Source organism: Sulfitobacter sp. KMM 9851, assembly GCF_057178245.1.
Genome location: NZ_CM169991.1, coordinates 1,707,048 through 1,732,744 on the forward strand (window position 1 = coordinate 1,707,048; position 25,697 = coordinate 1,732,744).

Genomic DNA, 25,697 nt, shown 5'->3' on the forward strand with positions numbered 1-25,697 from the left:
AATTGATGCGACGGGCGAAACGGTCGGTCTTTCTTTGATTGCGGTTGTTGACGGATGCACCCCCCGTCCGGGGGGCGCAATTTTACCCGACGCTGCCCTCCAACGAGATTGCGACGAGCGCCTGTGCTTCCATGGCAAATTCCATTGGCAGCGCTTGCAGTACGTCCTTGCAGAACCCGTTGACAACCAGTGCCACGGCTTCTTCCTCGTCCATCCCGCGCGAGCGGCAGTAGAACAACTGATCGTCGTCCACCTTGGAGGTCGTCGCTTCGTGCTCTACCCGGCTGCTGTTGTTCTTGACCTCGATGTAAGGCACCGTATGCGCCCCACATTCGCTGCCAATGAGCAGGCTGTCACACTGGGTATAGTTGCGCGATTCCTTGGCTTTGGGGTGCATCGACACCAGGCCGCGATAGGTGTTCTGGGCCTTGCCCGCCGATATGCCCTTGGAGACGATGCGCGATTTCGTACGCTTGCCCAAGTGGATCATCTTAGTGCCGGTGTCGGCCTGCTGCATGTTGTTGGCGATGGCGATGGAGTAGAATTCACCCTGTGAATCGTCGCCGCGCAGGATGCAGGACGGGTATTTCCACGTCACAGCAGAGCCGGTTTCGACCTGCGTCCACATCACCTTGGCCCGGTCGCCCCGGCAATCGGCGCGTTTAGTCACGAAGTTATAGATGCCGCCCTTGCCGTTTTCATCGCCGGGATACCAGTTCTGAACGGTGGAATATTTCACTTCGGCGTCTTCTTCGATGATAATCTCGACCACCGCTGCGTGCAATTGCGACTCGTCGCGTTGCGGCGCGGTGCAGCCTTCGAGGTAGGATACATAGCTGCCCTTGTCAGCGATGATCAGCGTGCGTTCGAACTGGCCGGTGTTTTCGGCGTTGATGCGGAAATAGGTCGACAGTTCCATCGGGCAGCGCACGCCCGGTGGCACGTAAACAAACGACCCGTCAGAGAATACGGCCGAGTTCAACGTGGCATAAAAGTTGTCAGACACCGGCACGACAGAGCCGAGGTATTTTCGCACGAGTTCGGGGTGTTCGCGGATCGCTTCGGAGATCGAGCAGAAGATCACCCCGGCCTTGAGCAGTTCATCCTGAAAGGTCGTGCCGACGGAAACGGAATCAAACACCGCGTCAACGGCGACCTTGCGGCCCTCGGCGGGGGCATTTTCGGCGCCCTCGACACCGGCGAGGATCATCTGTTCCTTCAGCGGGATACCCAGTTTCTTGTAAGTGTCCAGCAGCTTGGGGTCGACGTCATCCAGCGACTTGGGCTTGACAGCCATGCTCTTGGGGCGGGCGTAGTAATATTGGTTCTGAAAATCGATTTCGGGGTAGTCGACCATCGCCCAATCGGGTTCTTTCTTGGTCAGCCAGCGGTCGTATGCCGCCAGCCGCCAGTCGGTCATCCACTGCGGCTCTTCGTTTTTCTCAGAGATCAGGCGCACGATGTCGGGGTTCAGCCCCATCGGCGCATAATCCATCTCGATGTCAGTGGACCAGCCATGTTTGTAGGCCCCGCCGACTTCGCGCACGGCATCCACGGTGTCTTGATCGACGCCCTCTTTGACGCCATCATTCTCTGTCAGGGTCATGTTTTCCAAGGTCTCGTTCCTTTCCCGTGGGCGCTTAAGCGGCCCGCTGTTCGTGCTTTTTCAATTTTTCGGCCCAGCTTGTTGCGAACCGTAGTATCTCATCCCGGGTGGTGTTCAGGCCCAGCGACACCCGGATCGCGCTGGCGGCCTCTGTTTCATCAAAGCCCATCGCGCGCAACACGGCACTGGCCCGAACCTTGCCGCTGGAACATGCCGATCCGGCGGAAACGGCATGTCCGGCGAGATCCATTTGCATCACTTGCGTCTCGCCCTTCCAGCCCGGCGTCAGCAGGCAAGAGGTGTTGGGCAAACGCGGCGAGTCTTTCCCTACAAAAATAGTCATCTTTGTTGCATCCTCAAGGGTTGCTTCCAGCAAATCGCGCAGGGCAGCGACGTCGTCCCACCGCCCGGACGCCACATCTGCCGCCGCCGCTTCTGCCGCCGCGCCAAAACCGGCAATGCCGACGATATTTTCGGTGCCCGAACGGCGGCCCATTTCCTGCCCGCCACCCCGCAGCTGTGCTGCCACGTCAATGCCGCGTTTGACGATCAAAGCGCCGACGCCCTTTGGGCCGCCGAACTTATGCGCCGAACACAGGATGAAATCCGCGCCGCTGGTGGCCATGGTAAATCGTGTCTTGCCAAGGGCTTGCGCCGCGTCGACCAGAACAAATGGCGACTGGTCCATCGTCCAGCACTGCTGTGCCAGCGGCATGGTCTGTTGCAGAACGCCGGTTTCGCTGTTGGCGGCCTGAAGGGCCACGACATCGGCACCCTGCGCCGGGGCCAGATCACCCGTCCATTGTCCGTCCGGTGTGACGGACAGCCGGGCGCCCTGCCCCCAGGACAGAACGGCATCATGTTCTACCGCCGAAGTTGTTACCTGCGCGCCAGCCGGGATCGCCAGCGCTGCCGCTTCGGTCGCGCCGGAGGTAAAAATCACATCAACGGGATCGCAGCCAACCAGCGCCGCCACCTGCGCGCGGGCGCGTTCGACCAATGTCTTGGCTGCGCGCCCCTCGGCGTGAACGGACGACGGGTTGCCCGTCACATCCAACGCCGCCTGCATCGCGGCGCGGGCCTCGGGGCGCAGCGGCGTGGTGGCATTATGATCGAGATAGGTTCTCACGCGTCGTCCACCACGGCAAATAGGTTCGGCACGGCAGGGCATGGCGCCAGTTCGTTCGCCACCACATCTGAAAGGCGGGTCTGGTGCAAATAAACATAGACATGCGCGCTTAACCCTTCCCACAGGCGGTTGGTCAGCGACTGCGCCCGACTGCCGGACGAGCCGCCGGACGCGCCTGCGCCCTTGTGCATAGCGTCAAGCATTTCATCCACGGCAGCCAGTACGTCGACGACCCGAATTTCAGAGGCTGGCCGGGCAAGCCGATACCCGCCACCGGGGCCACGCACAGACGTGACGAGTTCGGCGCGCCGCAGTTTGACAAAGAGCTGTTCCAGATAGGGCAAGGACACTGACTGGCGATCTGCGATGTCGCCCAGCGACACCAATGATCCCGCGGGTTGCAAGGCGATATCGGCCAATGCGACCATGGCGTAACGCCCTTTGGTTGACAGCTTCATCGTTTCTCCCCTGCCCAAAGACGCCATTTGATTGACGCGGGCGCACGAAATGCCTAAGTGCAATGTCTGACCCGCGCAGCAATGCACGACAACAGATTAGAACCGTTCTAAGGTGCCTTAGCGAATTCGTCAACTATTCGCAGACAGCTTTGAACCACCAGACAGGGACACCCATGCCCGAGGTTATTTTTCCCGGACCCGAAGGCCGCCTTGAGGGCCGCTATCATCCACAAAAAGAACGTGACGCACCGATTGCCATCGTGCTTCATCCGCACCCGCAGTTTGGCGGCACGATGAATCACAAGGTGGTCTATAACTTGCATTACGCCTTCTACAACATGGGGTTCACCGTTCTGCGGTTCAACTTCCGTGGCGTTGGGCGCAGCCAAGGTGAATACGATCAAGGCATTGGCGAATTGTCCGATGCGGCCTCGGCGCTGGATTATCTGCAGTCGATGAACAACAACTCTAAACACTGCTGGGTTGCTGGTTTTTCGTTCGGCGCATGGATCGGTATGCAATTGCTGATGCGGCGGCCCGAGATCACCGGGTTCATTTCGGTCGCACCACCGGCGAATATGTATGACTTTTCGTTCCTTGCACCCTGCCCGGCCTCTGGTCTGGTAATCAACGGCACCGCCGACCGCGTGGCGCCGCCCGCCGATACCGTAAATTTGGTCAGCAAGCTGCACGAACAAAAAGGCATTACGATTACCCATCAGGAAGTCGAAGGTGCCGGGCATTTCTTTGAAGAGCCGCATATGGACACGCTGATCACGTCCAGCACTGAATACGTGAAGCGTCGCCTGACCGAGACCACGCGGTAATGGCCGATCCGGTTGTCATCGAATTGGCCAACCGACTGGCCGAAGACTGCCTGAAGGTACAGGACGAGACCGGTGCAGACCGATTGTTCATGGAGGTCGGCGACGTGCTGGGTGCCTCGTCACAGACGCTGGAAGAGGCGTTTATGACGGCGGTGCGCACACGGATGGCGAACGACAAGGCGCGTGCGTTCCTGGCCCGCAAGCTCAAGGAACACCGCGCCACGGTCGGTACACCCGGTGGCACGGCGGGATGACTGAACGGCTGGATCGTCAGATTGCGTTTCTTAATGAGGCGGACAAGCTGAAATCCATCATGCGCGGCACCACCCTATGCGATGGCAGCCGCGCAGAGAATTCGGCAGAACATTCCTGGCATCTGACGCTCTACGCGCTGGTTCTGGCCGATCAGGCCGGGCCGGGCGTGGACATCAACCGTGTGATCAAGATGTTGATCCTGCATGATCTGGTCGAGATCGACGCAGGCGACAACCCGATCTTTGGCGACTACGACGCGGCCGCGATGGCCGCGCAGGAGCAGATCGCGGCAGACCGAATTTTTGGACTTCTTCCCAATGACTTGCGTGACGACCTTCGCGCAGTTTGGGAGGAATTCGAGGCGGCGCAATCGCCCTCTGCCCAATTTGCCAAATCGCTGGACAGGTTCCAACCCCCGATGCAGAACTTGGCATCGGGCGGCGGCAGTTGGACTGACTATAACGTCAGCGAAGCCCAGATCGAAGAGAAAGTGGGCCGCAAGATCGCTATCGGTGCTCCGACACTCTGGGCCTACGCCAAAACGCGCATCGCGGTGTTTTTTGCCGGGATCAATGCCTGACCGCAGGTTTCGGCATACAATTGCATACCGTCTTTCCCTTTGCGCGGAGATAGGCTAGACCTCGCGCAAATTCCCACCAACCCAAAGGATTCCGCCATGTCCAAGATTAAGGTAGAAAACCCCATCGTCGAGCTTGATGGCGATGAAATGACCCGCATCATCTGGGATTTCATAAAGAAAAAGCTGATCACGCCCTATCTGGACGTGGACCTCAAGTATTACGATCTGGGCATCGAGGCCCGCGACGAGACCGACGATCAAATCACCGTCGACGCGGCCCATGCTATCCAGAAATACGGCGTTGGCGTGAAATGTGCGACCATCACCCCAGATGAGGACCGCGTTGAGGAATTCGGCCTCAAGCGTATGTACCGCAGCCCCAACGGGACCATCCGCAACATTCTGGGCGGCGTTATCTTTCGCGAGCCGATCATCTGCAAGAACGTGCCGCGCCTTGTGCCGGGCTGGACCCAGCCGATCGTCGTGGGCCGTCACGCCTTTGGTGATCAGTACCGCGCCACCGATTTCCGCTTTCCGGGCAAGGGCAAGCTGACGATCAAGTTTGTTGGCGACGACGGTGAAGTGATCGAAAAAGAAGTGTTCGATGCCCCATCCGCTGGCGTGACTATGGCGATGTACAACTTGGACGATTCGATCCGCGATTTTGCCCGCGCGTCGATGAACTATGGCTTGGCGCGTGGCTGGCCTGTGTACTTGTCGACCAAAAACACCATTTTGAAAGCCTATGATGGCCGTTTCAAAGACATCTTCCAGGAAATCTTTGACGCCGAATTTGCCGACGCGTTCAAGAAAAAGGGCATCACCTACGAACACCGCCTGATTGACGACATGGTCGCCGCGGCGATGAAATGGTCGGGTGGCTATGTATGGGCTTGCAAAAACTACGATGGCGACGTGCAGTCGGACACCGTGGCACAGGGCTTTGGCTCGCTTGGTCTGATGACCAGCCAGTTGATGACCCCCGATGGCAAAATTGTCGAAGCCGAAGCAGCCCACGGCACCGTGACGCGTCACTATCGCCAGCACCAGAAAGGCGAGGAGACATCGACCAACTCTATCGCGTCAATCTACGCCTGGACCGGCGGTTTGAAGCACCGTGGCAAGCTGGACAGCAACACCGCGCTGATCAACTTTGCTGAGACACTGGAGAAGGTCGTCGTGGACACGGTTGAATCCGGCGACATGACCAAGGATCTGGCACTGCTGGTTGGGCCCGATCAAAAGTGGCTGACCACCATGGGCTTCCTCGAGAAAGTCGATGAAAACCTGAACAACGCCCTCAAGGGCTAAACAAAAAAGGGGCCGCAGCGATGCGGCCCCTTTCTTTTATCGGTAACCTGCCCCGATCCCTACTGACCGCGGTTGTGGGTCTTAGCATATAGTTTGGCGATGATGCCGCTGGCGGTTTTTTCGAACAGGCACGGGATCAGCGCGTGAACAAGTGCGGCACCTGCGGCGGCAAACAGCAGCCCAGAGAATTTCAGCGCAAAGGCCATATGTTCAAAAAACGTTTCGTCCACCTTTGCGGGGTGGTCGAGAAAGATACGTGCGATCATCATGTGCTCCTGCTGTGCGGTTTTTCCCAATATATACCAGCGGCTGTGTGAAGATCTCTCAATATTCGCTTCAAATTGCTTGTCTGTGGGAATGTTTCCCGTCAGATTGACGAAATGACAACATTTGATGATATAGATCGGCGCATTCTGGTGGAATTGCAGCGCGACGCCGCGCAGTCGCTTGAGGCGCTCGGTGAATGCGTGAACCTGTCGCGCAACGCGTGCTGGCGGCGCATAAAGGCGCTTGAGGCGGCGGGGGTGATCACGGGGCGCGTGACTTTGCTGGACGCCGCCAAGCTGGGCTTGGGGTTGACGGTTTTTATGCAGATCCGCACCAATGCCCACGCTCCAGACTGGCTGGAGACGTTTTCAAGGGCCACCAAATCTATGCCCGAGATCCTGGGTGTGTACCGGATGACCGGTGATCTGGACTATTTGATCCGGGCCAAGGTTGCGGATATGGCCGGGTACGATCAATTGTATCAAAACCTGATCCGTCGGGTGCCCCTGTCGGATGTCTCGGCCAGTTTTGTGATGGAAGAGATCAAGGAAACCACGCAATTGCCGCTTTGAGTAAGGTTTTTCCCATGCACTATCTCTGGCTTTTTATCGCGATCATCGCGGAAACGATCGGCACGACCGCCCTGCAAGCATCGCATCAGTTTACGCGGCTCTGGCCATCGGTTGCGGTGTTGGTTTTTTACCTGATTTCCTTTTACTTTATGGCGCTCGCGCTCAAGGTGATGCCGGTCGGCATCGTTTATGCGATCTGGTCGGGGCTGGGGATCGTCTGCATTGCCGGCATCGGCTTTGTTATGTTCAACCAACGGCTTGACCTTGCCGCGGTGCTGGGACTTTCGTTGATTATCTGCGGCATTCTGGTGATCCACCTGTTTTCGGCCAGCACGACCCACTAACCGGCGGAAAATGTTGCGCGGACGCCCGGCTTGTTGCCTGTTTTGGCTTTTGTGCTGGCGTTTATGGCGCAGGCACGGTATGCGCGGCGCAAATCCCGCGCCGCCTCGGGCTGGCGCGTCCTTCCCCTATCAAAGGCTTAACCTATGGACCTGCGCAACATCGCAATTATCGCCCACGTTGACCACGGCAAAACGACGCTGGTGGATGAACTGCTGAAACAATCCGGCACCTACCGGGAAAACCAGGCGACCACCGAGCGCGCCATGGACAGCAACGATCTGGAGCGCGAGCGCGGCATCACGATTTTCGCCAAGCCAACTTCGGTTGAGTGGAAAGGCACCCGCGTTAATATCGTCGACACCCCCGGCCACGCCGACTTTGGTGGCGAAGTGGAACGCATCCTGTCGATGGTGGATGGTGTGGTGTTGCTGGTCGATGCCGCCGAAGGCCCAATGCCACAGACCAAATTTGTGACCTCCAAGGCGCTGAAACTGGGCCTGCGCCCGATTGTTGTGATCAATAAGGTCGACAAGCCCGATGGCGAACCTGACCGTGCGTTGGACGAAGTGTTCGACCTTTTCGCCAATCTTGACGCTACCGAAGAGCAGCTTGATTTCCCGATGATGTACGCCTCCGGCCGCGCCGGTTGGGCAGATCACACGCTTGATGGCCCCCGCAAAGGGTTGGATGAGTTGTTTGAACTGATCCTCAAGCATGTCCCTGCCCCGAAACAAATCGCGGACACAGACAAGCCGTTCACCATGCTGGCCACCACGTTGGGCGGCGATCCCTTTTTGGGCCGTTTGCTGACGGGCCGTGTGGAGTTGGGCACATTGAAAGCGGGCCAGACAATCAAAGCGATGTCGCGCGATGGCACGTTGATTGAGAACTTCCGCGCCACGAAAATTCTGGCCTATCGCGGCTTGGATCAGGTTGGGATCGAACTGGCCGAAGCGGGCGATATTGTCTCCATCGCGGGGATGTCCAAGGCAACCGTGGCCGATACATTGGCCGAACAATCAGTAACCGTGGCGATCCCGGCCCAGCCGATCGACCCGCCCACCATCACCGTCACCTTTGGCATCAACGACAGCCCACTGGCCGGCCGCGATGGCAAAAAAGTACAGTCGCGCGTCATCCGCGAACGTCTCAACAAAGAGGCCGAATCCAACGTCGCGATTAAGATCAGCGATACACCGGGCGGCGAAGCCTTTGAGGTTGCGGGCCGCGGCGAATTGCAGATGGGTGTGTTGATTGAAAACATGCGCCGCGAGGGTTTCGAGCTGTCGATCTCGCGCCCGCAAGTTTTGTTCCGCGACATTGACGGCGTGCGTCATGAGCCGATCGAAGAAGCCACCATCGACGTGGATGATGAATACTCGGGCGCCGTGATCGAAAAGATCACCGGCCCTCGCAAAGGCGAGCTGATCGAGATGAAGCCAGCGGGTGCCGGCAAGACACGCATCGTGGCACATGTGCCGTCGCGCGGGCTAATCGGCTATCATGGCGAATTCCTGACCGACACGCGCGGTACAGGCGTGCTGAACCGCGTGTTCCACGACTGGGCCCCGCACAAGGGCGCCATTCCGGGCCGTCGGGCCGGTGTTCTGATTTCGATGGAAAACGGCACTGCCGTATCCTACGCGCTGTGGAAGCTTGAAGACCGTGGCAAGTTCTTTATCGGGGCGCAGACGGATGTCTATCAGGGCATGATCATTGGCGAACACAGCCGTGAGAACGATCTGGAAGTGAACCCACTGAAGGGCAAGCAATTGACCAACGTGCGGGCCTCCGGCACCGACGAAGCGGTCCGTCTGACCACGCCGGTAACCTTGTCGCTGGAGCAGGCGATTGCCTATATCGACGACGATGAACTGGTCGAAGTGACGCCAAACGCGATCCGTCTGCGCAAGCGTTTCCTTGACCCGCATGAGCGTAAGCGGATGTCAAAAGCAGGCTAAGCGCCTGTCATAGACATGAAAAAAGGCCGGTCCCTGCGAAGGGGCCGGCCTTTTTTTTGTCGGTGTAACGCGGAACTTGGGTTATTCGCTTGTCTCGATGATCATCAATTCGCGCTCTGATGCGCCCCGCGCAAAGTTCAGTGCCGCCTGATACGCATCTGAATGATAACACTTTTCCGCAGTTTCGACGTCGGGGAAACGCGCCACGACATTACGGGGACGTTCCTTGCCTTCAAGCTGAACAAACCGCCCACCGCGCGCGATAAACTCGCCGCCGTGCTCGGCAATGGCGACAGTCGCGCCCGCAGCGTATTTCTTGTAGGCTTCTTCATCGGTGACGGTGACATGTGCAATCCAGAGTGCGCCCATGGGTTTTATCCTTTCAAAATTGTTTCAGCTGCGGCGATGGCCGCGTCAGCATTATCAACGCTCGCGCCGCCGCCCTGCGCCATATCAGGCCGACCACCGCCACCTTTGCCGCCCAGTTCCGCCACAGCAGCCTTGACGATATCGACAGCCGACACACGGTCGGTCAAATCTGCTGTCACGCCGCCGGCGACAGCGGCCTTGCCACCCGCATCTGCGATGAGCAGCACCACGCCAGAGCCAATATTGGCCTTATGCTCATCCACCAGCGCGGGCAGATCTTTTCCTGTCACGCCGCTGAGCACCTGTGCCATAAACTTGACGCCGCCCACCTCGCGGGCTTCGGGGGCTGCGGCACCACCACCCGACATCGCGAGTTCGCGGCGCAGTTGGGCCACTTCGTTGGCGAGGCTGCGGCGTTCGTCCATCAGCGCACGCACCCGGTCCGGCACGTCAGCGGTAGAGGTCTTTAACTCGGCCGCCACACGGCTTAGCGCCGCTTCTTGGCCGCGCAACCATGTCAGGGCTTCGGCCCCGGTCAGCGCCTCGATGCGCCGCACGCCCGCGCTGCTGGCGCTGTCGCCAAGCAGAACAAAGGCCCCGATGTCACCGGTTTGGCGCACATGGGTGCCGCCGCAAAGCTCTAGCGAATAGGTGGTTTTGTCCGCGCCCTTGCCCGAACCGTCCTCGCGCCCCATCGACACGACGCGCACTTCGTCGCCGTATTTTTCGCCAAATAGTGCCTGAGCGCCTAGGGCGCGGGCATCGTCCGGTGTCATGATCCGGGTTTCAACGGCGGTGTTTTGGCGGATGTAGTCGTTCACCTCGCGTTCGACCTTGGCCAGATCGTCGGCACTGAGGGCGGCGTTGTGCGAGAAGTCAAACCGCAGACGGTCCGCTGCGTTCAACGATCCGCGTTGTGCCACGTGATCGCCCAAGGCACCGCGCAGCGCTTCGTGCAGCAAGTGCGTGGCCGAGTGATTGGCGCGGATGGCGGTGCGGCGCGTATGGTCAACCGTCAGCACGCCGCTTTGACCCGCAGTTACCTCGCCCTCGATGACATGGCCAAAATGCACAAAAACGCCCGCCGATTTGCGGGTGTCGGTGATATTTACCGTGCCGGTTGCGGTGCGGATAACGCCGGTGTCCCCGACCTGCCCGCCACTTTCGGCGTAAAATGGCGTCTGGTTCAGCGCGATCTGGACGTCACTGCCCAGTTTGACCGCAGGCACGGTTGCGCCACCTTGCACGAGGGCGACAAGCTGCCCCTCGGCGGTTTCGGTGTCGTAGCCCAAAAATTCAGTTGGCCCGTATTTGTCGGCCACGTCGAACCACACGGTCGCATCGGCTGCTTCGCCTGATCCGGACCAGGCGGCACGCGCCTTGGCTTTCTGTGCCTCCATCGCGGTGTCAAAACCATCGGTATCGACTTTGCGGCCCTTTTCGCGCAGCGCGTCCTGTGTGAGGTCGAGCGGAAAGCCGAATGTGTCGTAGAGTTTGAACGCAGCAGCCCCCGGCAGCGTCGCGCCTTCGGGAAGTGTGCTGAGTTCATCGTCGAGTAGTTTCAGCCCACGTTCCAGCGTCTGACGGAACCGGGTTTCCTCCGACAGCAGGGTTTCGCGGATCATGGATTGCGCCTGACCCAGTTCGGGATAGGCCGCGCCCATTTGTTGCACCAATGCGGGCACCAATTGATGCATCAACGGGTCTTTGACCCCCAGCAAATGCGCATGGCGCATCGCCCGGCGCATGATCCGGCGCAGCACGTACCCGCGCCCTTCGTTCGAGGGCATCACCCCGTCCGCAATCAAGAAGGAAGTAGAGCGCAGATGGTCCGCGATCACGCGGTGATGCGTCTTGCCGGGGCCGTCTGGATCGGTGGAGGACGCATGTGCGCTGGCCTCGATCAGGCTGCGCATCAGATCGGTCGAATAGTTGTCGTTGGTGCCTTGCAACAGCGCTGCGACCCGTTCGATCCCCATGCCAGTGTCGATCGACTGATTGGGCAGTGGGCGGCGCGTGCCATCCTCGAACTGTTCATATTGCATGAACACGAGGTTCCAAATCTCGACAAAACGGTCGCCATCTTCATCGGGTGAACCGGGAGGACCACCCCAGATATGGTCGCCGTGGTCATAGAAAATCTCGGTGCATGGACCGCAGGGGCCTGTGGGACCGGCAGACCAAAAGTTGTCATCGGTGGCGATGCGGATGATCCGTTCGTCCGGGAGCCCGGTGTGGGCCTTCCATATTTTCACCGCCTCTTCGTCGGTATGATAGACGGTCACCAGCAGGCGGTTAGGATCGATGCCGAACTCCTTGGTCAGCAGATCCCAGGCAAAGGGGATTGCCTCGGCCTTGAAGTAGTCGCCAAAGCTGAAGTTACCGAGCATCTCGAAAAACGTGTGATGGCGCGCGGTATAGCCGACGTTGTCCAGATCGTTGTGTTTGCCGCCGGCGCGCACGCATTTTTGCGCCGTGGCCGCACGGGTGTAATCGCGGTGTTCTACCCCGGTGAACAGGTTCTTGAACTGCACCATGCCTGCCGCAGTGAACATAAGCGTCGGATCATTGCGTGGCACCAGCGGGCTGGAGGGCACGATCTGATGCCCCTGCGCGTCGAAATAGGACAGAAAGGAGGATCGGATGTCGTTCAACGTCTTCATGTGCGGGGCCTTCCGGGGCAGATTGGGTCGGTTTCAAATACCCTTGCACCCGCGCACTGTCCACCGTTTGCCCACATGAAAAAGGGGCCGCCCAATGGCAGCCCCCCCTTTGTCACCCGATCCGAGTACTACGCTTCGAGAATGTCGGCATCGTCTTTGTTGGACCCGTGGAAATCCAGGCCGTGTGCGGCACGGATCTTGTCTTCAATCTCATTTGCCATGGCGGTGTTTTCCTTCAGGAAGGTCTTGGCGTTTTCACGCCCCTGCCCGATCCGTTCGTCGCCATAGCTGAACCAAGAGCCAGATTTATCGACCACGCCGGCCTTGACGCCAAGGTCCAGCAGCTCGCCCATCTTGGAAATGCCTTCGCCATACATGATGTCGAATTCGACCTGTTTGAACGGCGCCGCGACCTTGTTTTTCACGACCTTGACGCGGGTGGCGTTGCCCACCACTTCATCGCGGTCTTTCAGCGCGCCAATCCGGCGGATATCCAGACGCACGGACGAGTAGAACTTCAAGGCGTTGCCACCCGATGTGGTCTCGGGCGAGCCGAACATAACGCCGATTTTCATACGGATTTGATTGATGAAAATTACCATGCAGTTGCTGCGGCTGATGGAGCCGGTCAGTTTGCGCATCGCTTGGCTCATCAGGCGGGCCTGTACGCCCACGCTGCTGTCGCCCATTTCACCTTCAAGTTCGGATTTTGGTGTCAACGCGGCCACGGAATCGACGATCACCATGTTCACGGCACCCGAGCGCACCAGCGTATCGGTGATTTCGAGCGCCTGTTCACCGGTGTCTGGCTGGGAAATCAGCAATTCGTCGATGTCGACGCCTAGCTTTTTGGCGTACTGCGGGTCCAGCGCATGCTCGGCGTCAACAAAGGCACAGACGCCGCCCGCCTTTTGCTGTTCTGCGACACAGTGCAGGGTTAGCGTTGTCTTGCCCGAGGATTCGGGGCCATAAATCTCGATGATACGCCCCATCGGCAGACCGCCGATGCCAAGGGCGATGTCCAGTCCGAGCGAGCCTGTTGAGCTGGCCGTAATATCCTGTATCGCGCCTTCCGCGCCCAGCTTCATGATCGACCCCTTGCCGAACTGACGTTCGATCTGGGCCAAGGCACTGTCGAGCGCCTTTTGCTTTTCCGCTGCTTTTTTGCTGTCCATTGTCAAAAGATCTGCCGTTGCCATTATGATTATCCCTTAGTGTCACAGTGGCGGACCGGCGGCAATCGCCAGCTGTGCCACGCTGCTGATGTTCCTCTAATGTTCCATATGGGGCTAAAACGAGAACATTTCAATCAAATTATCGATGTTTCATCTTTTTACCAGATTGGTTAAAAAGTGGTTTACGATTGCGCGTTATGGTCTAATTCGGCTGCCGGGGGAATTAAGTGCTTGTATTCTTTCAGGAACGTCTGGCGTTCCTTTCTGTGCCCAAGACGGGGACGACAGCCTATGAAACGGCGCTGGCGCCGCGCGCTGACATGGTCATTTCAGAGCCACCGATGTTGAAACACGCGCCGGTCTATCGGTACAATCGATTCATCAGGCCGATGTTTCTCAAGGTCTGTGACGTCGAACTGGAACTTATGGCCGTCATGCGCGAGCCGATCTCATGGTTGGGCAGTTGGTATCGCTACCGTCAGCGCCCGTTCATGAAGGACAAACCCAACAATACCTTCGGGATCAGTTTTGACGACTTCATCCTTGCTTATATGAAGGGCAGCAAGCCTGGATTTGCGGATGTGGGCAGCCAGTTGAAGTTCATGGAGAGCCAACCCAACGGCACCGGCATCACCCATTATTTTCGCTATGAAGACCAACCTCGCCTGCAAGGGTTTTTGTGCGACCGTCTGGGGGTTTCGCTGGATCTGAAACGCGAGAACGTGTCGCCAGAGATGGCGTTGAACTTGTCCGCAGATGTCGAAGCGCGCTTTCGTCGAAAGTTTTCCGATGAGTTCGACCTTTATGCCTCGATCCCTTGAGGATTGTGGCCTCGCCGACCTTGCGTCGCAGGGTAAACAGACCGCTTAGTGCAGTTGATTGTGCACGGTTTCCGTCAGATCATTGAGCGAAAATGGTTTGGGCAGGAAGACCGAATTCGGTATCTTGCTCTGCGCTTCGCCAAAGCTGTCCTCGGCATAGCCTGACACGAACACCACTCGAACGCCGGGCCGCATCTTAAGCGCTTCTCGAACCCAACTGGGTCCGTCCATTCCCGGCATCACCACGTCCGTTACAAACACGTCAATGTTCAGGCTCTCGTCCTCAAGCGTCTTCAGCGCCGCTTCGGCGGATTCGGCTTCGAGGACCGTATACCCCCGCAACCGCAGTGCCCGGCTGGCAAAAGCGCGCACCGGGGCCTCGTCTTCGACCAGAAGGATCACGCCATCGTCATGTTTGATCGGGCTCCTCTCTGTCTTGGGAATGGACGCGCGTGGGGGTGGCAGGGGCTGTGCCTCCAACACCGGAAAATAAAGCGAAAAAGACGTGCCTGCGCCAAGAACGCTGTCGACAAAAATAAAGCCGCCGGTTTGTTTTACGATGCCGTAGGCGGTGGACAGGCCCAGCCCGGTGCCTTCGCCGGTGCGTTTGGTGGTGTAGAACGGTTCGAACACTTTTTGCAGCTTGTCCGACGGAATCCCCTCGCCGTCATCATTGACCTGCACAGTAACATATTGCCCTGCCGGGACGGTCACACGGTCGCGCAGCAGAGGCTCCTTAAGGTCTGTCACCTCTGTGATGATGCGGATCTCGCCCCCGGCAGGCATGGCGTCGCGGGCATTGACAACGAGGTTCATCAGCACCTGTTCCAACTGCCTCTTGTCTGCGCGGATCGGCGATAGCACCGGATCGTGGCTAAGGGTTAGCGTGACCTTTTCACCGACAAGCCGGTTCAACAGATGCGTCAGATCGGCCATCGTATCGCGCATGTCCAGTGTTTCGGGGCGCAGGGTCTGTTTGCGGGAAAAGGCCAGCAGTTGCCCGACCAGGGCCGCGGCGCGGTTGGCGTTTTGATTGATTTGGACCAGATCGCTGTAATCGGGATCACCCTGGTCATGGCGCAACAACAGCAGATCGCAATGGCCAGAAATAGCTGTCAAAAGATTGTTGAAATCATGCGCCACGCCACCTGCCAGTTGCCCGATCGCCTGCATCTTCTGACTTTGGACAAACTGCGCTTCGAGAGATTTCAGTTCCGTCGCGTCGTTCAGCACCGCGATCAACGCCGGCGTCCCGGCTTCTGTTACGCGGTTCAGGGTCACCTGCACGAATACTTCCCGGTCGGTCCGTTTCAGCCGCAGGAATTCGGACTTTTGGATGAGCCGACCGGCAATTGTATCATCCAGCCAGTCGGTGATCGACCGGCCAAGCCCTTCCATCAGATCGGAAAGATGGACCTCTTGCGTCAATGAAACCCCGATCAACTTGGCCGCCATCCGGTTAAAGGATCGCACCATGCCGTCCGGCCCGACCTTGATCAACGGGACCGGCAGATCCTGAAAGACCTGCCAGCTTTGATCCTCGTTCCCGTGTCTGCCCCCGCTTTGCGGACTTAGCCCTTCGGCGGGCGGCAAAAGGTAAAGAGCACGGCGGCCCGCACCGCCATTCACTTCGGCAACCAATACATTTTGATTGCCATCGGGGGTGGAAATCTCGGCGATTGTTCCATTGGCAACAGGCATCGAAATGAACAAACGGTCGAGCGATTTGATGCGCCCCCCGGCCAACAGCCGTGCGGCGTCGTTCATGAACAAGATCGCGCCGCTGCGCCCGACCATCAGCATCGGCAGGCTCAGCCCCTCTTGTGCGGCGCGGGTGGGCTGGCGTTCGGCCATCGGTTCAACCCGCCAGACGAAACTATCAGGAGATAGTTCATGTACGCAAAGCCGGATATGGCCACTGCGGGTCACGATATCTTCGCGCGCGGCGCCGGTCGCTTCGGCACGCGATTGCAGTCGGTAGATGATCCCGGTCGGGTTGGCAAAACTATCCCCCAGTGCCGCCGCAAGCGTCCCCGTTTCGGACCCCTTAAAGCGGGTTTGGGCGGCCTGATTGTGCGTTTTGATCTGGCCATCGCGGCTGACGACAAAGCTGGGCGTGGAATCCTTGGCAATGAAATCTGAGATATTGTCGCTTGCTACATTCTTGGTACGGGTGGCGCGCCTGTTGATCAGCCACAGCGGCAATGCCATGAAAATAAGCGTCGCAGAGGCCGCGCCAAGCCCAAGCGCAACCATCTGATGCGGCGCGATCAGCGCCAACACCCCAAGCACCAGCGCCATCAGCATCACGCCTTGCAACCGCCGCGGCGGTTGCCGGTTCAGCCCCGCTGGAACGGTTAAATCTGTCGCGTTTTGCTGCACGTCTGCTCCCGAAAATCGCGAATCGTCCGACCATTACGCGCAATTAGGGTTAAGCAAGGTTTAAGCAGTCACCGCTTTACACGCCTTAGTTGAGTATGCGCGTGTTTACTTCCGCGTCAAGTGTGCTGAGTAGAAGCCGTCGCCATCAGGGGTGATGTCAAATCGCTTGCTGCAACCCACCTGCCAGTCGGGATGGCGCGACAAAAAGGCGTCAACGCGGTCTTCGTTCTCTGTGCGCAGTACGGAGCAGGTTGCATAGGCCAACACGCCCTCGGGTGCTGTTAACGCGGCAGCTTGATCCAAAATCTGATCTTGGATCGTGGTCAGTTCGGCCAGCCTGTCGGCGGTCAGGGCCCATTTCCCCTCGGCCGCGCGACGCCATGCGCCGGAACCCGAACACGGGGCATCGCACAGAACGATGTCATAGGGCGCGCCCTGCCCCAGATCGTCGGTCTTGCGCAGCTCAATCGCGGCACCCGCGCGTTCGGCGCGCAAAGGCAGGTCGTTCATGCGGCGTGGATCAATGTCGTGGGCGAACACGATACGCCCCTCATCCATGGCAAGGGCCAGCGCCTTTCCGCCCCCGCCGGCGCAGTAATCCAACACGCGGCCACCGGGCGGCAAGGCGGCGACTACCGCCTGGCTTGCGGCATCCTGCAATTCGACGAAACCCTCGGTATAGGCCGCGGACCCGCGCAGCCGCCGCGTGCCTTCGCCGACAGTCAGCGCGGTGTCGGCCAGCGGGTTTGCCGCGGTCTCAACGCCCTCATCGGCCAGCATCGCCTGCGCCGCGTCGCGGTCAGCCTTGATCAGGTTCACGCGCAGGCAGATTGGCGCGCGTTGTTGCAAGGCCATCGCAGTCGCATCAGCCGTGTCACCAAGTGCTGCGTCAAACAGTGGCATCAGCCAATCAGGCAGGTTTAGGCGGGTGGCGCGGTCGGTTGGTGCGGCGGGGAAAGCGGTCTCAGCGTCGGTCAGGGGCGCAGGTGAATGCCCTTCACCGTTGAAAAGGGCCGCAAGGTCAGCCTCTTGGCTATGCAGCAGGCCGATCATCAGGGCGCGCCCACTGTCGCCCTGACCGTAGTGCGATGCGGTGCGCAATTGGCGTTGTACCTCAAATACATGGTCACGCACCGCAGCACGGTCCTTGGACCCGGCAAAACGGCTGCCCCGCGACCAGCGGGTCAGCGCCTGTTCGACGGCCAACCCCTCAGAAATGGCGTCAAGGATCTCGATTGCTGCCGATACGCGTGCGCCGGGGGTCATGGCCGTTCCTTAATAGTTGAAGAGTGGTTTGTAAGCCATTGTTACGGCTTACGAACTCACTCGGTAGTTGGGCGACTCGCGGGTGATCTGCACGTCATGCACATGGCTTTCCTTCAGCCCGGCACCGGTGATTTTCACAAAGGTGCAATTCTTGCGCATCTCTTCGACGGTGGCGCAGCCAGTATAGCCCATGGCGGCGCGCAGGCCACCGACCAATTGGTGCAACACATTGTTCGCGCTGCCCTTGTAGGGGACCTGCCCTTCGATGCCTTCGGGCACCAATTTGTCGCTGGCGGCGTCTTTTTGAAAATAGCGATCGGCAGAGCCGCGCGCCATTGCGCCGATGCTGCCCATGCCACGGTAGCTTTTGAAGCTGCGGCCTTGGTACAGGATGACTTCGCCGGGGCTTTCGTCGGTGCCTGCGATCATGCTGCCGACCATCGCACAGGAGGCACCGGCGGCAATCGCCTTGGCAAAGTCGCCGGAGAATTTGATGCCACCATCAGCAATGACCGGAATATCGCCCGCAGCCTGTGCGCAATCCATGATCGCGGTCAGTTGCGGCACGCCGACGCCGGCGACCATGCGTGTGGTGCAGATCGACCCCGGGCCGATGCCGACCTTGATCGCATCGGCGCCCGCATCAATCAGCGCCCGCGTGGCACTGGCTGTGGCGACGTTGCCTGCCACGACCTGTATGTCATTGCTCAGCTTTTTGACCCGGGCCACGGCAATCGCCACGCCCTCGGAATGGCCATGCGCGGTGTCGATCACGATCATGTCGACGCCCGCGTCAACCAGCGCCTCGGAGCGTTCAAAACCGGCGTCGCCAACGGTGGTGGCGGCGGCGACCCGTAGACGGCCAAGCGCATCCTTGCACGCCGTTGGGTTCAGCACAGCCTGTTCGGTGTCACGCAGGGTCAGCAGCCCCGTCAGCTTGCCGTTTTTGTCGGTCACCAGCAGCTTTTCGATCCGGCGCGATTTCATCAGGCTGATCGCCTCGTCGCGGTCGGCGGGTTCATGCAAGATGGCAAGGTTGTCAGAGGACATCATCACCGACACAGGGGTGCGGTCGTCGCTGGCAAAGCGCATGTCACGGTTGGTCACGATGCCAACCACACGGCCCATATCATCTACAACAGGAAAGCCGGTGACGCGGTAGCGTTCCTGCAAGACCTTTGCGTCGGCCAATGTCTGGTCCGCACGCAGGGTAATCGGATTGTAGACGATGCCGGATTCAAACCGTTTGACGCGGCGCACTTCGCGGGCCTGTTCGTCGGTGGTCAGGTTGCGGTGAACCACCCCCATGCCACCCGCCTGTGCCAGCGCAATCGCCATACGGCCTTCGGTCACTGTATCCATGGCGGAACTTAGCAACGGTATGTTCAACGCGATGGATTTGGTCACGCGCGTGCGGGTATCTGCGGTGGACGGTAACACAGACGACGCTGCGGGAACGAGCAATACATCGTCAAAGGTCAGAGCCTCACGAATCTCCATTTTGCACCTCGGCTTGGATGGGTTCATTTGGCGGTTTCATATTTCACGGATGGCCGAGATTGGAAAGACCTATTGCGCGGCCTTTGGCCAATCTGCCGAACGCGGGTATCTGGGCAGGGTATCTGGCCGCCGCCAGCCGCGACAACTGCGCGCAAATGACGCCCAGCAGTCATTAATTGCCGCCCTTTGGCTTTCACCTTTTGCTTTGGCCGCTATGGTGACCAAAAGTAGTTAAGGACGGCACGAGATGAGCAGCGACCCCCTGGTGATCTTCACCCCCTCTGGCAAGCGGGGAAATTTTCCTGTCGGCACACCCATTCTGACAGCGGCACGTCAGCTTGGCGTTGATCTGGATTCGGTCTGTGGCGGGCGCGGCATCTGTTCGAAATGTCAGATCACACCCAGCTATGGCGAATTCTCCAAACATGGTGTCACCGTAGCCCCTGACGCGCTGAGCGAATGGAACTCGGTCGAGCAGCGCTATAAGGACAAGCGCGGATTGATCGACGGGCGGCGTCTGGGGTGTCAGGCTGCGGTGCAGGGCGATGTGGTCATTGACGTGCCGCCCGAAAGCCAGGTGCACAAACAGGTCGTGCGCAAACGCGCCGAGGCGCGCGAGATTGTCCTCAACCCGTCGACCAAGCTATTTTACATTGAGGTGGCAGAGCCGGACATGCACGACCCCTCGGGCGATCTGGAACGGCTGCGCGATGCGCTGCGTGACCAATGGGCGTTGGAAAAGGTCAACGCTGATCTGCACATCTTGCAGATGATGCAGCCCATCCTGCGCAAGGGGGATTGGAAGGTCACGGTGGCGGTGCATCTGGGCGACGCCGAGAACCCGCCGCGCATCATGCATATTTGGCCAGGGTATTACGACGGCACCGTCTATGGGCTTGCGGTTGATCTCGGCTCGACCACCATTGCCGCGCATCTGTGTGACTTGCAGACGGGGGTTGTTCTGGCATCCTCAGGTGTGATGAACCCGCAGATCCGTTTTGGCGAGGATCTGATGAGCCGGGTCAGTTATTCGATGATGAACCCAAAGGGCGCGGATGAGATGACGCGCGCGGTGCGCGAAGGGATGAATGCGCTCTTTACCCAGATCGCGACCGAAGCCAACGTGGACAAGAACCTGATCGTCGACACGGTGTTTGTTTGCAATCCGGTGATGCACCACCTGTTCCTCGGGATCGACCCGTTCGAACTGGGCCAGGCCCCCTTTGCGCTGACCACCTCAAGTGCAATGCGTCTGCGCGCGGATGATCTTGACCTGAACATCCACCCCTCGGCGCGGGTGTATATCCTGCCGTGCATTGCGGGCCACGTGGGGGCGGATGCTGCTGCGGTGGCCCTGTCCGAAGCGCCTGAAAAGTCCGAGGACCTGGTGTTGGTGGTCGATGTGGGTACCAACGCGGAAATCCTGCTGGGCAACAAGGAAAAGGTGCTGGCCTGTTCCTCGCCCACCGGCCCGGCGTTTGAAGGCGCACAAATCAGCAGCGGCCAACGCGCGGCCCCCGGCGCGATTGAGCGGGTCGAGATTGATCCTGTGACCAAGATTGCGCGGTTCAAGGTCATTGGCAGTGACCTTTGGTCAGACGAGGACGGGTTTGATGCCGCAACGGCCCAGACCGGGATCACCGGTATCTGCGGGTCCGGGATCATCGAGATGGTTGCGGAAATGCGGATGCACGGCATCGTGGACGCGCCCGGTCTGATCGGTACGGCGGAACAGACCGGCTCGCCCAATGTCTTTGCCGATGGGCGCACCAATTCATATATGGTGCATGACGGCACGGCCACAGGCGGGCCACGCATTACTGTGACCAACCGCGATATCCGCGAGATTCAGATGGCCAAAGCGGCGCTATACTCTGGCGCGCGGCTGTTGATGGACAAGTTCGGTGTCGACAAGGTGGACCGGATCGTGCTGGCCGGCGCCTTTGGCGCGCATATCTCCCCGAAACACGCAATGGTGCTGGGCATGATCCCGGACGCGCCGCTGGATAAGGTGACATCGGCCGGAAATGCCGCAGGCACTGGCGCGCGGATTGCACTGCTGAACACCGATGCGCGGGCCGAGATCGAACAAACAGTGCATGAGATCCACAAGATCGAGACCGCGATTGAACCGCGCTTTCAAGAGCATTTTGTGAATGCCTCGGCGATGCCCAACGCGGTCGAGCCGTTCCCGATTCTGAACTCCATCGTCACCTTGCCCACCGCGACATTCAACACCGGCGGTGGCGAAGGCGGCGGCAGACGGCGGCGGCGGGGATAGTATATGGTGCCATATCAGGACAACAGCGACCAGGCGGCGTTCTGGTCTGACAATGCCGGGCCAAAGTGGGTGGCGCGTCAGGCAGGGCTTGATGCCCTGATGCAGCCGGTGCTGGACGGTGTTCTGGCGCGGGCCGACCTGCGCGCGGGCCACCGGGTGCTGGATATCGGCTGCGGCACGGGGGCGAGCAGTCTACGAGCCGCGCAGGCCGTGGGGCCAGATGGCGCTGTGCAGGGTGTCGATATCTCGGCCCCGCTGCTGGCAATGGCGCAAAAGCGGGCAGGCACCCTGCCCCATGTACGCTTTGATCTGGGCGATGCCGCCAGCCACGATCTGCCGACTGCCGCGTTTGATCGCCTGATCTCGCGCTTTGGCGTGATGTTCTTTGCCGATCCGGTGGCGGCATTTGCCCATATGACCCATGCGCTGCGCCCTGACGCGATTGTCAGTTTTGCCACTTGGGGCGAGATACCTGAAAACCCGTTTTTCACCCTGCCCGCCCGCATTGCGCGCGGCGTGCTGGGGCCCGTCCCCAAAAGTGATCCTGACCTGCCCGGCCCTTTCGCCTTTCGCGATCCCGCGCGGGTCATGCAGATTTTGCAGGACGCTGGACTTCGGGGTGTAAGTTGCGACGTTGAAACGCTTAATCTGACCCCGGAGGGCAGCCGCGCCGAACTTGCGTCACAGATGTGTGATATCGGCCCGGCCCGCGCTGCGATCAACCATCACGCGGCCACGCAGGTGCAGGTTGCCACGGTACAAACCGCGCTGGCGGACGCATTGCGGGAATACGATGCAGATGGGCAGTTGCGGTTGCCCGCGCAGATCAATTTCTACCGCGCGGTCAATCCCTGACTTGACGCTGGCGACCGGGCCGCTTATCCCAGCCTTGGCGCGCGGGTATGGTGAAAAGGTATCACGGCAGCTTCCCAAGCTTTAGTTACGAGTTCGATTCTCGTTACCCGCTCCAGTCGCAAAATTCATTATGGGTAATATAAATAAGGCTTTTGGGCCTATTTTTGAATTGAATTTTGCTGTTGGGATTGACCAGCTCCCCTGAAATGTCCGGCGTTTAGGGTTTGCCTGTTCTCCAACTGAGGAGACGGCCGATGAAGAGAAGCCGTTTCAGCGAAGAACAGATCATTGGGATATTGAAAGAGCATCAGGCGGGGCTTGGCGCAAAAGAGCTATGCCGCAAGCACGGTGTCAGCGATGCGACGTTTTATTAATGCCGGTCCAAGTCAAACGTGATGGAGAGCCGCCGCTACCCGACGCGGAGTACGGCCCCGAGCGGGCTTTGGTGAAAATGACAGCAACGGTCGAATAGCGGCCAATTGCTGATGGTCGCGCTGCGAGGGGGCTTTTTATTCGAAAGTGCAGAGCTGGTGTAATGTCACTGATCGTCCCAGCGCCTCAGCATCCAATACCATTGCTCGGGATTTTTAAGAATTCGCGCAGATAGGCTATCGTTGAACGCACGAGTCATCGTTCTGCTGTCAGTATGCGGGATGGGTGACTCAAATTCGACGCTAAATAGATTTCCGTCTTCTGTACGAAGGCCATATGCCGGGATTACGGGCAGATCGTATTTGAGGGCAAGCTGGGCCACCGACAGAGATGTGAGAGCCTCTTGCCCAAGAAACGGTAGCCGTTCCCCTCCAGCGTGTTTCTCGTCCAGCAGAATAGAAATTATACCACCATTGCGAAGATGCCGCACAAGTGCCCGTGTTCCCACGCGGCCCGTTGCCAAAATCGGCCTTCCCCCAGCTTCGATGCCAGCTCTGATCAAGCGCTCGTAATGGTAGTTCTTGTGCGGGCGATACACAGCCCCGCTTTCAAAGCCATGCATCTTAATCGCGGCGCGCACAGCTTCCCATTGCCCAAAATGTCCGGAGACGACAATGACACCTTTGCCTGCTGCCTGCGCCTCTTTCAGTGCGCCAAGACCCGGACCCGTAATCTTGAATTTCCAGTGTTGTGTTTGAAACTCGGCGTTGTGATAAATCTCGAAAAGAGTCCGGCCCATTTGTCGGCCCATCTCTTGACCGAGTTTAGCGCGATTGCTGCGCTTCATGTCTGGAAATATCCGTTTGGTCTCACGGTCAAATCGCAGCACTGCTGGCGGAAACCATCGCATGACCGCCGCGAACGTCGTGCCCAACGCACGTGACCGCGCATCAAAGTCACGTCGGCGAACTATTGTCAGCGCCAACCACAGCGGAAGATAACGAGCTCCGGCCAGCAGTGGAAGACCAGTCATAAGCGTCGGAGTGACGCAGAGAGCTGGATCATTGTAGTGCCGCTTGGTTGGCAAATATCAATTGGGACAACCGAACCATGACCGGCGATACCTGCCGATCTAACATCGCCCCCAGCAGGGTTGGCTGAAGGGGCATGTCTGATGAACGGGGTACAACGCACTAAATTATGTCTCGTTTTCTACGGGCGGGGACTTTGCGTCGTCGGTACTTAGTGCATGTTCGGCGTCGCTCTCATGTCGTGCCTTGCGAAGACGCGCATTTTTTTCTCGCCGTTTATCTGTTTCCTGCTCAGTGATTTCCTTAACTACGCGGCTTGTTTTTTCCAACGTTGTTTCAGATCGCGGCTTTGCGGCTGTAAAATGGGATGATTTTGTGAGCTTGGCGATAACGAAATTTCCCTTTAGGTCATATTTATCATATTAAGCAGCCGTACCGCGCAACAGACCAGATTTTACAGGGGATGCTGAATCGACAGGCTACCAATATAGGTGTTTGGCAGTTCAAACGTACTATGCCAATTCCATTGGCTTTGCAAAGGTTGATGCCCCCGCCAAGCCAACGCTCATTCCAGCGCAGCGAAGGGCCGTTTCCCGCCTTTGATGAAGGGTGCCGCTTTCGGCCCATACGGGACCTTGATGCATTTCGCAGCTAACGGCGGGGATGAGTCCAACCTACCCGACGCAGCGGAGCCAGAGAATGTCCACCATCGGCGTTTAAGTTCGAGCCCAGCCAAGGGTCGACCGACGCTTGCTGGGATTTTGTGGTGTTGGCACGTGTTAGAAGAGCCGGCAAACACGCGCAATTAATTCTTTTGTGCGCCTACTTTGACCGCGACGGGTGCGCATTCGCCTCGTCCGATGCCCTTTCCTGTCCGCGCGATACTGTCGTGATTGGAGTGCCGAACATTTCGTTTGCAGCAGCAAAATCTTCAGCCGTATCAATCTCGGTCCATTTCATTCCTGTGATGTCCAGCGCGTGAAACGGTACCCCTTTGTCAACCAGCCGCGTGTAGGCCGCTTCATAGTAGTCCTGCGCATGTGCGGGGCTTTCCATCATCTCTTTTAGTTCCGCAAACAGCATTGGACCTGTAGCCGCGGAGATTTTTTCGATCCCGATGGATTCACCCAGTGCGGTTGCTGGGTCGACGGATTTTCCAATCTCGCTCACGCGCATTTCGTCATCTGCGATCACTTTGACCTCTTCATCAGCCAGCGCGATATTGCGGTCAATGCACAAGACATTGGGCAAATTGCTGTCGACCAGTGCGCGAAGGATCTTGGTGTCAAACACTACATCTGCATCGAATTTGATGAACTCTGCCGCGCCGACGGCGCTTGATGCCAGCATCAAGGAATAGCCTGTGTTGGTATCGCGGTACCGGTCATTGATCACATAGGTGACGCGGATTCCACGAAACGTCTTGTCGACGAACTGCTTGATCTCGTCTGCACGGTGGCCCAGCACCAATACGAACTGGGAGATCCCACAACTCAAGCAGTTGCGGATCATACGTTCGAGAATAACTGATCCGCCGACAGACAGGAGGCTTTTGGCACTTTTGTCTGTCAACGGGCTGAGGCGTGACCCAATGCCTGCGGCCAGAATTACGGCCATGGGTGGGCGATTATTGTCATATTTCATAGTTTTTCCTGACTTTATCAACGATAC

General features: G+C 58.7%; 22 protein-coding genes, 1 tRNA gene and 1 pseudogene. 12 read left to right on the plus strand and 12 right to left on the minus strand.

Features of this window, described 5'->3' with window-relative positions; translation table 11 throughout:
* Positions 1–82: 82 nt before the first annotated feature.
* The 3 genes from sufB to iscR are packed head-to-tail and all read right to left on the minus strand — an operon-like array spanning position 83 to position 3,193.
* Positions 83–1,606 carry a Fe-S cluster assembly protein SufB gene (sufB, locus tag AC1965_RS08415; protein ID WP_483886830.1) on the minus strand — a complete coding sequence of 508 codons (1,524 nt, stop codon included), beginning with the start codon at positions 1,604–1,606 and terminating at the stop codon, positions 83–85.
* Positions 1,607–1,640: 34 nt separating this feature from the next.
* Entirely contained in the window at positions 1,641–2,675 is a 1,035-nt protein-coding gene (locus tag AC1965_RS08420; RefSeq protein WP_483887010.1) for a cysteine desulfurase family protein, read from the minus strand.
* A 56-nt stretch (positions 2,676–2,731) separates the two neighbouring features.
* A complete protein-coding gene (gene iscR / locus AC1965_RS08425) occupies positions 2,732–3,193 on the minus strand; it encodes a Fe-S cluster assembly transcriptional regulator IscR (RefSeq protein ID WP_483886831.1) in 462 nt (153 codons plus the stop codon).
* 173 nt (positions 3,194–3,366) lie between these two features.
* Between iscR and AC1965_RS08430 the strand changes: the two genes are divergently transcribed.
* The 4 genes from AC1965_RS08430 to AC1965_RS08445 all read left to right on the plus strand — a co-directional run bounded on the left by AC1965_RS08430 (position 3,367) and on the right by AC1965_RS08445 (position 6,166).
* Positions 3,367–4,020 (plus strand): alpha/beta hydrolase, encoded by a 654-nt coding sequence (locus AC1965_RS08430; RefSeq protein ID WP_483886832.1) that lies wholly within the window; start codon positions 3,367–3,369, stop codon positions 4,018–4,020.
* Complete coding sequence (locus AC1965_RS08435; RefSeq protein WP_483886833.1) at positions 4,020–4,274, plus strand: hypothetical protein; 255 nt, start codon at positions 4,020–4,022, stop codon at positions 4,272–4,274. The genes AC1965_RS08430 and AC1965_RS08435 overlap by 1 nt, the downstream gene beginning before the upstream one ends.
* Positions 4,271–4,855 carry an HD domain-containing protein gene (locus tag AC1965_RS08440; RefSeq protein ID WP_483886834.1) on the plus strand — a complete coding sequence of 195 codons (585 nt, stop codon included), beginning with the start codon at positions 4,271–4,273 and terminating at the stop codon, positions 4,853–4,855. Before AC1965_RS08435 ends, AC1965_RS08440 begins: the two co-directional genes overlap by 4 nt.
* Positions 4,856–4,951: 96 nt before the next feature.
* Positions 4,952–6,166, plus strand: coding sequence for an NADP-dependent isocitrate dehydrogenase (locus AC1965_RS08445; protein ID WP_483886835.1), 1,215 nt, complete (start codon positions 4,952–4,954; stop codon positions 6,164–6,166).
* Between the two features lie 59 nt (positions 6,167–6,225).
* Here the strand turns inward: AC1965_RS08445 and AC1965_RS08450 are convergent, their stop codons facing one another.
* Entirely contained in the window at positions 6,226–6,432 is a 207-nt protein-coding gene (locus AC1965_RS08450; RefSeq protein ID WP_483887011.1) for a DUF6356 family protein, read from the minus strand.
* 114 nt (positions 6,433–6,546) lie between these two features.
* Here AC1965_RS08450 and AC1965_RS08455 point away from each other — a divergent pair, with 114 nt between their 5' ends.
* The 3 genes from AC1965_RS08455 (at position 6,547) to typA (ending at position 9,311) form a co-directional block, all read left to right on the plus strand.
* Positions 6,547–7,005, plus strand: a complete 459-nt coding sequence (locus AC1965_RS08455) for an Lrp/AsnC family transcriptional regulator (RefSeq protein WP_483886836.1) — start codon at positions 6,547–6,549, stop codon at positions 7,003–7,005.
* Between the two features lie 14 nt (positions 7,006–7,019).
* Complete coding sequence (locus AC1965_RS08460) at positions 7,020–7,349, plus strand: DMT family transporter (protein ID WP_483886837.1); 330 nt, start codon at positions 7,020–7,022, stop codon at positions 7,347–7,349.
* A gap of 144 nt (positions 7,350–7,493) precedes the next feature.
* Complete coding sequence (typA, locus tag AC1965_RS08465; protein WP_483886838.1) at positions 7,494–9,311, plus strand: translational GTPase TypA; 1,818 nt, start codon at positions 7,494–7,496, stop codon at positions 9,309–9,311.
* Positions 9,312–9,392: 81 nt separating this feature from the next.
* On the opposite strand, the gene AC1965_RS08470 is transcribed toward typA, so the two are convergent.
* The 3 genes from AC1965_RS08470 to recA all read right to left on the minus strand — a co-directional run bounded on the left by AC1965_RS08470 (position 9,393) and on the right by recA (position 13,542).
* Positions 9,393–9,680, minus strand: coding sequence for a DUF1330 domain-containing protein (locus AC1965_RS08470; RefSeq protein ID WP_483886839.1), 288 nt, complete (start codon positions 9,678–9,680; stop codon positions 9,393–9,395).
* A 5-nt stretch (positions 9,681–9,685) separates the two neighbouring features.
* Positions 9,686–12,343, minus strand: coding sequence for an alanine--tRNA ligase (alaS, locus tag AC1965_RS08475; RefSeq protein WP_483886840.1), 2,658 nt, complete (start codon positions 12,341–12,343; stop codon positions 9,686–9,688).
* A 128-nt stretch (positions 12,344–12,471) separates the two neighbouring features.
* Complete coding sequence (gene recA, locus AC1965_RS08480) at positions 12,472–13,542, minus strand: recombinase RecA (protein WP_483886841.1); 1,071 nt, start codon at positions 13,540–13,542, stop codon at positions 12,472–12,474.
* A gap of 203 nt (positions 13,543–13,745) precedes the next feature.
* Here recA and AC1965_RS08485 point away from each other — a divergent pair, with 203 nt between their 5' ends.
* Positions 13,746–14,339 carry a gamma-glutamyl kinase gene (locus tag AC1965_RS08485; RefSeq protein ID WP_483886842.1) on the plus strand — a complete coding sequence of 198 codons (594 nt, stop codon included), beginning with the start codon at positions 13,746–13,748 and terminating at the stop codon, positions 14,337–14,339.
* 45 nt (positions 14,340–14,384) lie between these two features.
* Here the strand turns inward: AC1965_RS08485 and AC1965_RS08490 are convergent, their stop codons facing one another.
* From AC1965_RS08490 to guaB, 3 genes are all read right to left on the minus strand, one after another.
* Complete coding sequence (locus tag AC1965_RS08490) at positions 14,385–16,646, minus strand: ATP-binding protein (protein WP_483887012.1); 2,262 nt, start codon at positions 16,644–16,646, stop codon at positions 14,385–14,387.
* A gap of 180 nt (positions 16,647–16,826) precedes the next feature.
* Entirely contained in the window at positions 16,827–17,987 is a 1,161-nt protein-coding gene (locus AC1965_RS08495) for an RsmB/NOP family class I SAM-dependent RNA methyltransferase (protein WP_483886843.1), read from the minus strand.
* Positions 17,988–18,035: 48 nt separating this feature from the next.
* The gene (guaB, locus tag AC1965_RS08500; RefSeq protein ID WP_483886844.1) at positions 18,036–19,487 is read right to left on the minus strand and encodes an IMP dehydrogenase; all 1,452 of its coding nucleotides are present in this window, start codon (positions 19,485–19,487) and stop codon (positions 18,036–18,038) included.
* 247 nt (positions 19,488–19,734) lie between these two features.
* On the opposite strand from guaB, the gene AC1965_RS08505 reads away from it, so the two are divergent.
* The 4 genes and pseudogenes from AC1965_RS08505 to AC1965_RS08520 form a co-directional block, all read left to right on the plus strand.
* Positions 19,735–21,768, plus strand: coding sequence for an ASKHA domain-containing protein (locus AC1965_RS08505; RefSeq protein WP_483886845.1), 2,034 nt, complete (start codon positions 19,735–19,737; stop codon positions 21,766–21,768).
* A gap of 3 nt (positions 21,769–21,771) precedes the next feature.
* On the plus strand, positions 21,772–22,623 hold the full coding sequence (locus AC1965_RS08510) for a class I SAM-dependent methyltransferase (protein WP_483886846.1): 852 nt from the start codon (positions 21,772–21,774) through the stop codon (positions 22,621–22,623).
* A gap of 41 nt (positions 22,624–22,664) precedes the next feature.
* Positions 22,665–22,738 (plus strand) — tRNA-Gly (locus AC1965_RS08515).
* A gap of 139 nt (positions 22,739–22,877) precedes the next feature.
* Positions 22,878–22,994: pseudogene (locus AC1965_RS08520) on the plus strand (transposase); the annotation flags it as partial.
* A 167-nt stretch (positions 22,995–23,161) separates the two neighbouring features.
* Here the strand turns inward: AC1965_RS08520 and AC1965_RS08525 are convergent.
* The gene (locus AC1965_RS08525; protein WP_483886847.1) at positions 23,162–24,028 is read right to left on the minus strand and encodes a lysophospholipid acyltransferase family protein; all 867 of its coding nucleotides are present in this window, start codon (positions 24,026–24,028) and stop codon (positions 23,162–23,164) included.
* 820 nt (positions 24,029–24,848) lie between these two features.
* Positions 24,849–25,670, minus strand: a complete 822-nt coding sequence (locus AC1965_RS08530) for a phosphocholine cytidylyltransferase family protein (protein WP_483886848.1) — start codon at positions 25,668–25,670, stop codon at positions 24,849–24,851.
* Positions 25,671–25,697: the final 27 nt, after the last annotated feature.

Bases quoted from the DNA above. Each gene is read 5' to 3' on its own strand.
- sufB (WP_483886830.1), bottom strand. From the start codon at position 1,606: ATGACCCTGACAGAGAATGATGGCGTCAAAGAGGGCGTCGATCAAGAC.
- AC1965_RS08420 (WP_483887010.1), bottom strand. From the start codon at position 2,675: ATGCAGGCGGCGTTGGATGTGACGGGCAACCCGTCGTCCGTTCACGCC.
- iscR (WP_483886831.1), bottom strand. From the start codon at position 3,193: ATGAAGCTGTCAACCAAAGGGCGTTACGCCATGGTCGCATTGGCCGAT.
- AC1965_RS08430 (WP_483886832.1), top strand. From the start codon at position 3,367: ATGCCCGAGGTTATTTTTCCCGGACCCGAAGGCCGCCTTGAGGGCCGC.
- AC1965_RS08435 (WP_483886833.1), top strand. From the start codon at position 4,020: ATGGCCGATCCGGTTGTCATCGAATTGGCCAACCGACTGGCCGAAGAC.
- AC1965_RS08440 (WP_483886834.1), top strand. From the start codon at position 4,271: ATGACTGAACGGCTGGATCGTCAGATTGCGTTTCTTAATGAGGCGGAC.
- AC1965_RS08445 (WP_483886835.1), top strand. From the start codon at position 4,952: ATGTCCAAGATTAAGGTAGAAAACCCCATCGTCGAGCTTGATGGCGAT.
- AC1965_RS08450 (WP_483887011.1), bottom strand. From the start codon at position 6,432: ATGATCGCACGTATCTTTCTCGACCACCCCGCAAAGGTGGACGAAACG.
- AC1965_RS08455 (WP_483886836.1), top strand. From the start codon at position 6,547: ATGACAACATTTGATGATATAGATCGGCGCATTCTGGTGGAATTGCAG.
- AC1965_RS08460 (WP_483886837.1), top strand. From the start codon at position 7,020: ATGCACTATCTCTGGCTTTTTATCGCGATCATCGCGGAAACGATCGGC.
- typA (WP_483886838.1), top strand. From the start codon at position 7,494: ATGGACCTGCGCAACATCGCAATTATCGCCCACGTTGACCACGGCAAA.
- AC1965_RS08470 (WP_483886839.1), bottom strand. From the start codon at position 9,680: ATGGGCGCACTCTGGATTGCACATGTCACCGTCACCGATGAAGAAGCC.
- alaS (WP_483886840.1), bottom strand. From the start codon at position 12,343: ATGAAGACGTTGAACGACATCCGATCCTCCTTTCTGTCCTATTTCGAC.
- recA (WP_483886841.1), bottom strand. From the start codon at position 13,542: ATGGCAACGGCAGATCTTTTGACAATGGACAGCAAAAAAGCAGCGGAA.
- AC1965_RS08490 (WP_483887012.1), bottom strand. From the start codon at position 16,646: ATGCTGATGGCGCTGGTGCTTGGGGTGTTGGCGCTGATCGCGCCGCAT.
- AC1965_RS08495 (WP_483886843.1), bottom strand. From the start codon at position 17,987: ATGACCCCCGGCGCACGCGTATCGGCAGCAATCGAGATCCTTGACGCC.
- guaB (WP_483886844.1), bottom strand. From the start codon at position 19,487: ATGGAGATTCGTGAGGCTCTGACCTTTGACGATGTATTGCTCGTTCCC.
- AC1965_RS08505 (WP_483886845.1), top strand. From the start codon at position 19,735: ATGAGCAGCGACCCCCTGGTGATCTTCACCCCCTCTGGCAAGCGGGGA.
- AC1965_RS08510 (WP_483886846.1), top strand. From the start codon at position 21,772: ATGGTGCCATATCAGGACAACAGCGACCAGGCGGCGTTCTGGTCTGAC.
- AC1965_RS08525 (WP_483886847.1), bottom strand. From the start codon at position 24,028: ATGACTGGTCTTCCACTGCTGGCCGGAGCTCGTTATCTTCCGCTGTGG.
- AC1965_RS08530 (WP_483886848.1), bottom strand. From the start codon at position 25,670: ATGAAATATGACAATAATCGCCCACCCATGGCCGTAATTCTGGCCGCA.